The organism is Paenibacillus ginsengihumi DSM 21568, assembly GCF_000380965.1.
GTDB lineage: Bacteria > Bacillota > Bacilli > Paenibacillales > NBRC-103111 > Paenibacillus_G > Paenibacillus_G ginsengihumi.
Genome location: NZ_KB905655.1, coordinates 1 through 7,932 on the forward strand (window position 1 = coordinate 1; position 7,932 = coordinate 7,932).

Annotated in this window: 6 protein-coding genes, 1 tRNA gene and 1 rRNA gene; 1 reads left to right on the forward strand and 7 read right to left on the reverse strand. The window is 50.4% G+C overall.

Features of this window, described 5'->3' with window-relative positions:
* Nucleotides 1-381: 381 nt before the first annotated feature.
* From F591_RS0126195 to guaB, 6 genes are all read right to left on the reverse strand, one after another.
* Nucleotides 382-468: transfer RNA gene (locus tag F591_RS0126195), tRNA-Ser, on the reverse strand.
* A gap of 64 nt (nt 469-532) precedes the next feature.
* Nucleotides 533-1,816 carry a serine--tRNA ligase gene (serS, locus tag F591_RS0126200; protein ID WP_019537519.1) on the reverse strand — a complete coding sequence of 428 codons (1,284 nt, stop codon included), beginning with the start codon at nt 1,814-1,816 and terminating at the stop codon, nt 533-535.
* A gap of 12 nt (nt 1,817-1,828) precedes the next feature.
* The gene (gene pdxT / locus F591_RS0126205; protein ID WP_019537520.1) at nt 1,829-2,401 is read right to left on the reverse strand and encodes a pyridoxal 5'-phosphate synthase glutaminase subunit PdxT; all 573 of its coding nucleotides are present in this window, start codon (nt 2,399-2,401) and stop codon (nt 1,829-1,831) included.
* Between the two features lie 38 nt (nt 2,402-2,439).
* Nucleotides 2,440-3,321, reverse strand: a complete 882-nt coding sequence (gene pdxS, locus F591_RS0126210) for a pyridoxal 5'-phosphate synthase lyase subunit PdxS (protein WP_019537521.1) — start codon at nt 3,319-3,321, stop codon at nt 2,440-2,442.
* Between the two features lie 123 nt (nt 3,322-3,444).
* A complete protein-coding gene (locus F591_RS0126215; RefSeq protein ID WP_019537522.1) occupies nt 3,445-4,611 on the reverse strand; it encodes a D-alanyl-D-alanine carboxypeptidase family protein in 1,167 nt (388 codons plus the stop codon).
* A 225-nt stretch (nt 4,612-4,836) separates the two neighbouring features.
* Nucleotides 4,837-6,294 (reverse strand): IMP dehydrogenase, encoded by a 1,458-nt coding sequence (gene guaB, locus F591_RS0126220; RefSeq protein WP_026326925.1) that lies wholly within the window; start codon nt 6,292-6,294, stop codon nt 4,837-4,839.
* A gap of 614 nt (nt 6,295-6,908) precedes the next feature.
* On the opposite strand from guaB, the gene F591_RS31825 reads away from it, so the two are divergent.
* Nucleotides 6,909-7,370 carry a hypothetical protein gene (locus F591_RS31825; protein ID WP_156829714.1) on the forward strand — a complete coding sequence of 154 codons (462 nt, stop codon included), beginning with the start codon at nt 6,909-6,911 and terminating at the stop codon, nt 7,368-7,370.
* A gap of 299 nt (nt 7,371-7,669) precedes the next feature.
* On the opposite strand, the gene rrf is transcribed toward F591_RS31825, so the two are convergent.
* Nucleotides 7,670-7,786: ribosomal RNA gene (gene rrf / locus F591_RS0126230) — 5S ribosomal RNA — on the reverse strand.
* Nucleotides 7,787-7,932: the final 146 nt, after the last annotated feature.

A 7,932-nucleotide genomic window follows, 5' to 3' on the forward strand; every position in this document is an offset into this window, starting at 1 on the left:
CATGGCCTCCCCACCAGGTTTATTTCAATAAACCTTTTAGGGTAAGTCTATCCCAATAAACCTTATGTGTCAAGAAAATTGGGTGGGATGCGGCCACTTTCGTTTGGCCGACTGCGAAGTTTCCCTACCGAAGCTTATGCTCCGACGAACCCTTGGGTTCTCATCCCGCCTAGCCTGTTTCCGCATTAAAAAAAACGACCCCGCCTGCGGGATCGTTTGGTTTGCTGCTACGGAGAGGGTGGGATGCGGCCACTTTCGTGGCCGACTGCGAAGTTTCCCTACCGAAGCTTATGCTCCGACGAACCCTTGGGTTCTCATCCCGCCTAGCCTGTTTCCGCATAAAAAACGACCCCGCCTGCGGGATCGTTTGGTTTGCTGCTACGGAGAGGGTGGGATTCGAACCCACGGTGCCCTTGCGAACACGGCGGTTTTCAAGACCGCTGCCTTAAACCACTCGACCACCTCTCCTTGTGACAAGAAGCATTGTAACATAGGTAAGGGCAGCTTTTCAAGAAGCTGCCCTTATTCTTTCCTATCCATTGTTGGCGATGCGCTCCAGGCCGCCCATATACGGGCGAAGCGCTTCGGGAATCAGCACGCTGCCGTCGGCTTGCTGGTAATTCTCCAAGATAGCGGCGACCGTTCGGCCGATCGCTAGTCCGGAGCCGTTGAGCGTATGCACGAACTCCGGTTTCGACTTCGCCTCCCGGCGGAAACGAATGTTGGCCCGCCGCGCCTGGAAGTCCTCGAAATTGCTGCACGACGAGATTTCCCGATAGCTTCCGCTGCTCGGCAGCCATACCTCCAGGTCGTACGTCTTGGCCGACGAGAAGCCGATATCTCCGGTACACAGCGTCAAAACCCGGTATGGAAGCTTCAACAGCTGAAGCACCTTTTCCGCATTGGCCGTCAGCTTCTCCAGCTCCTCGTACGACGATTCGGGGGCGACCAGCTTGACCAGCTCGATTTTGTTGAACTGATGCTGGCGGATCAAGCCCCGCGTATCGCGTCCGGCCGAACCGGCTTCCGAACGGAAACAAGCGCTGAATGCGACATAATTTTTCGGCAGATCATCGACCGAGAGAATTTCTTCCCGGTGATAGTTCGTAATCGGCACTTCGGCAGTCGGAATGAGAAAATAATCCGAATCGCTGATTTTAAACACATCTTCCTCGAACTTCGGAAGCTGACCCGTTCCCGTCAAGCTGTCGCGATTCACAATGTACGGAGGCAGCATTTCCTCATAGCCGTGCTGATCGACGTGCAGATCCATCATAAAATTCATCAGCGCCCGTTCCAGCCGCGCGCCAGCTCCTTTATAGAACACGAATCGGGAACCGGTCACTTTGGCCGCAGCTTCAAAATCGAGAATGCCGAGCTCCTGAGCGATATCCCAGTGAGCCTTCGGTTCAAACCCGAACTCCGGTACATCGCCGATACGGCGAATTTCGACATTGTCTTCTTCGGAGGAACCGACCGGCACGCTGCTGTGAGGAACATTAGGAATCGCCAATACGATCGTGTCGATGTCCGCCTCCAAGGTTCGGATCTCTTCATCCATGGCTTTAATGCGGTCTCCGACCTGTCTCATCTCTTCGATGAGCGCATCGGCGTTCTGCTTTTCCTTCTTGAGCTTGGCTACTTCCTGGGAGACGACATTCCGGCGGTTTTTAAGCTGTTCGACTTCCTGCAGCAGCTGCCTCCTCCGGTTGTCCAAGCTCGTAAACCGCTCAAGGTCCTCGTCCGATTTGCCTCTATGATTTAACGCTTGTTTGACTTTATCCAAATCACTGCGCAGCAGCTTTACATCCAACAAGGAGTATCCCTCCTACCTCGTTTCACGTACCATGTCCAGGAAATAGGCATGCATGCGCTCATCGTCTGTCAATTCCGGATGAAACGAGGCAGCTAGCAAATGTCCCTGCCTTGCTGCGACAATTTGTCCGTTGAAGGTAGACAAAACGTCCACCCCTTCATACACTTCTTCGATCAACGGTGCCCGGATAAAGACAGCCCTCACATTGCGATCAATACCTTTAATTTCCAGATCCGTCTCAAAGCTTTCCCTTTGCCGTCCGAAGGCGTTACGGGCTACCCTCATATTCATGAGACCCAAATGAGCTTCTTCTTGCCCGGCAATTTCTTTAGCCAGCACGATCAGCCCGGCGCAGGTGCCGAAGATAGGTTTGCCTTGCGCCGAGAATGCTTTCAGCGCGTCGATAAAACCGTACGTGCGCATCAGCTTCCCGATCGTCGTGCTTTCGCCGCCGGGAATGATCATGCCGTCCAGCTCCTCGAGCTGCTCCGTCCGCTTGACGACAATCCCCTCTCCGCCGGCCTTTCCGATCATCCGAATATGCTCGGCTACAGCTCCCTGCAGAGCCAATACGCCTATTTTCATGAAAATCTGACCTTCTCTCTGGATTTCAGGCTTATGGCTTACCAGCCGCGTTCCTGCATGCGCTCGGAAGCGTGCAGCTTGGAAATTTCGATGCCTTTCATCGGCGTCCCAAGGTTTTTGGAAATGTTCGCGATCAATTCGTAATCTTCGTAATGGGTCGTCGCTTCGACGATCGCTTTGGCGAATTTCTCCGGATTATCCGACTTGAAAATGCCCGATCCGACAAATACGCCATCCGCCCCCAAATGCATCATCAGCGCGGCATCCGCAGGCGTCGCCACACCGCCGGCGGCAAAGTTGACGACCGGCAGACGTCCGGTTTCATGCACCTGCAGCAGCAGCTCGTAAGGCGCGCCAAGCAGCTTCGCCTCATTCATCAGCTCGTCCTTGGACATGTTTTGAACTTTGCGGATTTGGGACACCATCATGCGCATATGGCGGACCGCTTCAACGATGTTGCCTGTTCCCGGCTCGCCCTTGGTCCGAATCATCGATGCTCCTTCGCCGATCCGGCGCAGCGCCTCGCCCAGGTCCCTCGCTCCGCACACGAAAGGCACCGTGAACTCCCGTTTATTAATATGGAACACTTCATCCGCCGGTGTCAGAACTTCGCTCTCGTCGATATAGTCGACACCCAGCGCCTCAAGCACTTTGGCTTCGACAAAATGGCCGATCCGCGCCTTGGCCATGACCGGAATAGAAACTACCTTCATTACTTCTTCAACAATGGTCGGATCCGCCATACGGGCTACGCCGCCCGCTGCACGAATATCCGAAGGCACCCGCTCAAGCGCCATCACGGCAGAAGCCCCGGCTGCCTCGGCAATTTTGGCCTGCTCTGCGCTCATGACGTCCATAATGACGCCGCCTTTTTGCATTTCGGCCATCCCTTTTTTCACGCGCGAAGTTCCTGTTTCCATACCCGATTCCTCCCGAGATTGGTTCCGTTGAAAGTGTGATTTTCTTCTTCGATCAACTAACTAAACAATAATTGTACATGAACGAAATAAAATAAACAAGCCATATTGTGCAGTTCTTATGCCTTAAGAGCCATTAAACAGATCGACGAAAAAGTCTTTAATCGCCCGGAAAAACAATCTGAACCAGCTCCCCTTCTCTACATCCTGGGCCGCGATCAGATTGACGGTCTGCTCCGTTCCGTTATAGGTTACTTTTGCCGTACCAAGCACTTGTCCTTTCTTAATGGGCGCGACAAGGCTCTCTTCCCCGACGGGGGCCGCCGCGATTTTGAATTCCTCAGCCGCCGCTCCTTTCTTCGCTACGATCGAAATGGGTTTCTCCGTAACGACCGGTACGCTCGTTAGGACGCCCTTTTTAATATTGACCGTTTTCAAAGAATCTATTTCCGCATTGGCGCTGACGACCTGCTTCAACTCGAAATTATCGAAGCCGTAATTGAGCACTTTCGCCGTTTCTCGGAAACGCTTCGGCTCCGATGGTGTATTCATAACGACGCTGATGAGCCGCATGCCGTTGCGTTCGGCCGTACCTGTAAAACAATAGCCGGCTTCCTTGGTGCTTCCCGTCTTCAGCCCGTCCAAACCCGGATAAGCGTATGATTTCAAATACAAATTATCTTTATTTCCCTCCAGCATCCAGTTCCAGTTGACCATCGGGCTTGCGTCTTTTTCGCGGAATTTCTTTTGCGGTATTTTCGTAAATTCCAGTACTTCCTTATGATCTTTAATAATATAATAAGCAAGAAGTGCAGCGTCGCGGGCTGTCAGAAGCGTCTCTCCTTGAAGCTCCTTCGGAGCGTACTGCTTTAGGTCAGCTCTTGACAATCCTGTAGCATTGATGAAGTGAGCTTGCGGAGACAACCCCATTTCTCTGGCCTTGTCGTTCATCATTTTCGCGAAGTTTTCCTCGGTTCCCGCAACTCTCTCAGCCAAGGCAACCGATGCGTCGTTCGCCGAATAGATCGACATCGCCTCGAACAAGCTTCGAACCGATGCCTGCTCCCCTTCCGCCAACAGATCACCGGAACCGATCACTTCCGAAGCGTATTTGCTGGTTGTGACCATTTCGTCCCAGCTTAATTTTCCGCTCTTGATCGCTTCCATGACCAAATATTCGGTCATCATCTTGGACATACTTGCCGGCGGCAGCGCTTCGTCCGCATTATATTCATATAACACCTGACCGGTGGATGCTTCGATAAGAATCGCCGCTTTCGCTTCCAGCTTCAAATCGATCGCCTCCGCGGCTTGTGCGGTGGATTGCGAGGAAACGAAGGAAACGGACTGTAAAAAAACTGTTGCCGCCAAAATCAGGGATATGCGTTTAACTGACCGGAACAACCATCTCACCCCATGCTCTTAATTCGTGCGAAACACGTACGTTATATTGTACCATAACGTCCCACCCCTGTAAAAAAACAAGACGGAGCGGTCGCTTCGTCTTGTTCGTGTTCATTATAAAGAATAGTTCGGCGCTTCCTTCGTAATTTGAACGTCATGCGGGTGACTTTCCCGCAAGCCTGCGCCGGTGATCCGTACAAATGTCGTGTCGTTAATCAACGATTGAATATTGGCTGCGCCGCAATACCCCATCCCGGAGCGAAGTCCGCCAATCAATTGGTAAATGATATCGGCGAGCGGGCCTTTGTAGGGGACGCGTCCCTCGATACCTTCCGGCACCAGCTTGCTCTCGTTTTCCTGGAAATAGCGGTCCTTGCTGCCTTCTTTCATGGCTCCCAAGGAACCCATGCCGCGGTACACCTTGAACTTTCGGCCTTGGAAAATTTCCGACTCGCCAGGGCTTTCGTCCGTACCGGCGAACAGGCTTCCGATCATGACCGCGCTGGCGCCTGCCGCAATTGCCTTCGTGACATCACCGGAGTATTTGATTCCGCCATCGGCGATGATTGGCACATTATACTTTCTCGCTACGCTCGCGCAATCGTAAATTGCCGTGATTTGCGGCACCCCAATCCCTGCCACAACCCGTGTCGTACAGATCGAACCCGGGCCAATGCCGACCTTGACAATATTCGCTCCAGCTTCGATCAAGTCCTTTGTGCCCTCGCCCGTCGCGACGTTCCCCGCGCATAAGACCAAATCGGGATATGCGCTGCGAATCTTTTTAACCGTGTTGAGAATATTGATATGATGGCCATGCGCCGAGTCGACGACGATCATATCGACGCCTGCTTCCACCAATGCGGCCACCCGGTCCATAACATCCTTCGACACGCCGACAGCCCCGCCAACGAGCAATCTGCCATGCTTGTCCTTGGCTGCATTCGGGAACTGAATTGCCTTCTCGATATCTTTAATCGTAATCAGGCCTTTGAGCGTGTAATTCTCGTCGACCAGCGGCAGCTTCTCGATCTTATGCTTCTGCAGCAGCACTTCCGCCTGTTGCAGCGTTGTGCCGACCGGAGCCGTGACGAGATTATCCTTTGTCATGACATCCTTGATCTTAATGGAGTAATCGTGCACGAAGCGCAAATCGCGATTCGTCAGAATGCCGACCAGCTTCCGATTCTCATCGCAAATCGGTACGCCGGAAATCCGATATTTCGCCATCAGCTCTTCCGCATCGTACACGTGGTGCTCGGGCGTAAGGAAGAACGGGTTCGTAATCACTCCGCTCTCGGAACGCTTCACACGATCAACTTCTTCAGCCTGCTGTGCAACGGACATGTTCTTGTGGATGATTCCGATGCCGCCTTCACGGGCGATGGCAATCGCCAAGGCTGCTTCCGTAACGGTATCCATGGCGGAGCTGAGAAATGGAATGTTCAGCTTGATGCTGCTGGACAATTCCGTCGAGATGTCGATTTCTTTACCGAAGACGTCCGACTTCCGAGGAACGAGCAGAACATCGTCAAACGTCAAGCCTTCTTTGCCAAATTTAGAATCCCACACAAACATGATCCTCCTTAGTTTTCTTGCATATCCCTGAATATTATTGCAATATTTTTATAGAGTATCATACCAAATCAGAGCAGTAAATGATAGATCATCTTTGATAAATTTATTCAATTGCATCAAGGCTTTTCTGGTATCACAGGATATCAGAGGGAACCATACCGCATTTTCAGGAGGTGTTTTGTGGGTAAGATTTGGGTACGTAACTCCTGATGTTCAAATCTGTTTCTCCCTTAATATAATGTGCCCAAAAGACACTCAAGAAAAACCTTTCCGCTTTTCGTTCAGGAATGGTAAACGATCCATGTATCCCGAATCAAAGTGCCCCGGAGGTCATTATAGTGCCCCTCTCTTATTAAATAATCTTTCAAGTCTTTTTCCAATCTATTTATCTCGATCTTGATGTAACTGTATACAGAAATACAACATAATAAAACAATAACATAAATCCCAACAAATAACTTTTTTTCATAATATCCCCCTTTTTTGGTTGTATTTTCTATCAAATTTTGGGAGGGATGGTAGAATGACCTTGAAATTTTCACGATTACTTGCTTTTATTTTGGCACTATTGTGTTTTATTCTCCCGGTATCAGCAAACGCGCAACCAAGTGTTAAAGTACCAAGCTACCCCAATTTTTATTCCAAATCCAGATTTCACAATTGAAAGTTTCAATCTTTCTACTTCAGACGTTAACATTAATGCTCAAATGATGGTGAGAGACGTCCTTTACTCAAGTAAAACTTTTGGATCATCGACCCAAATAGTTGGACATGTAGGAATTGTAGGTCCAGATTATAAGATTTATCATGTTACGCCTGGCGCAGATGCTGATGACGGCGGAATCGGTGATACTCTTGATACTTGTATGGGTAGACACGGTAAAGGGGAAACAATAAAAGTATATAGACAGAACGGTAACTATGGTGAGAATGCTGCTAGATGGGCAATGAATAATTATAGGTATGCTATCGTAGGGAAAGATTTCGATCAAAATGAGATTACAATTATTTATCCCTCTTCTTTTACATATGGAAACTTCTCCTTTAGAGGATCTTTCATAGCAGAATAATTCTGGACAGCCTCCGCCGGTACTTTACGGACAGAGGCTGTCTTTTTTTTATCATAATTTTGAATAAAATACTTCTTGACTCAGCCGATAGCATTTTTCATTCTATACAGCATCGTCCAAACTTCTTCGCGGGTGACAGCGTCCTTGGGCCGCGTTCCGTCCGTTATGCCCGACGATACGGCCCAATCCCTGGCCTGGCGCGACCAATCAGATACTTGGTCTGCGACGTATGTTAAAAGCATCATCTTCATAAATAAAAAGAACCCCGCTAGCTCGAAAGCTAACAAGGTTCTTTGCCCGCCTGGCAACGTCCTACTCTCCCGGGACCCTTCGGTCCAAGTACCATCGGCGCTGGAAGGCTTAACGGTCGTGTTCGGTATGGGTACGCGTGGTTCCCTTCCGCCATCATCACCAAACCGGTATTCAGGTTCTCTGGGGCCCCCGCAAAGTATTCGGAATTCACTTCGTCAGCTTCTTCTTCACTTTGTGGGGTTCCATGTTGCTCCCTGAAAACTGGATACGAAACATACGCTGCAGCTTTTAGCATTTTAGTTAAGCCCTC

Coding starts and splice junctions, on each gene's coding strand:
- pdxS (WP_019537521.1), bottom strand. CDS start 3,321: ATGGAAACAGGAACTTCGCGCGTGAAAAAAGGGATGGCCGAAATGCAA.
- pdxT (WP_019537520.1), bottom strand. CDS start 2,401: ATGAAAATAGGCGTATTGGCTCTGCAGGGAGCTGTAGCCGAGCATATT.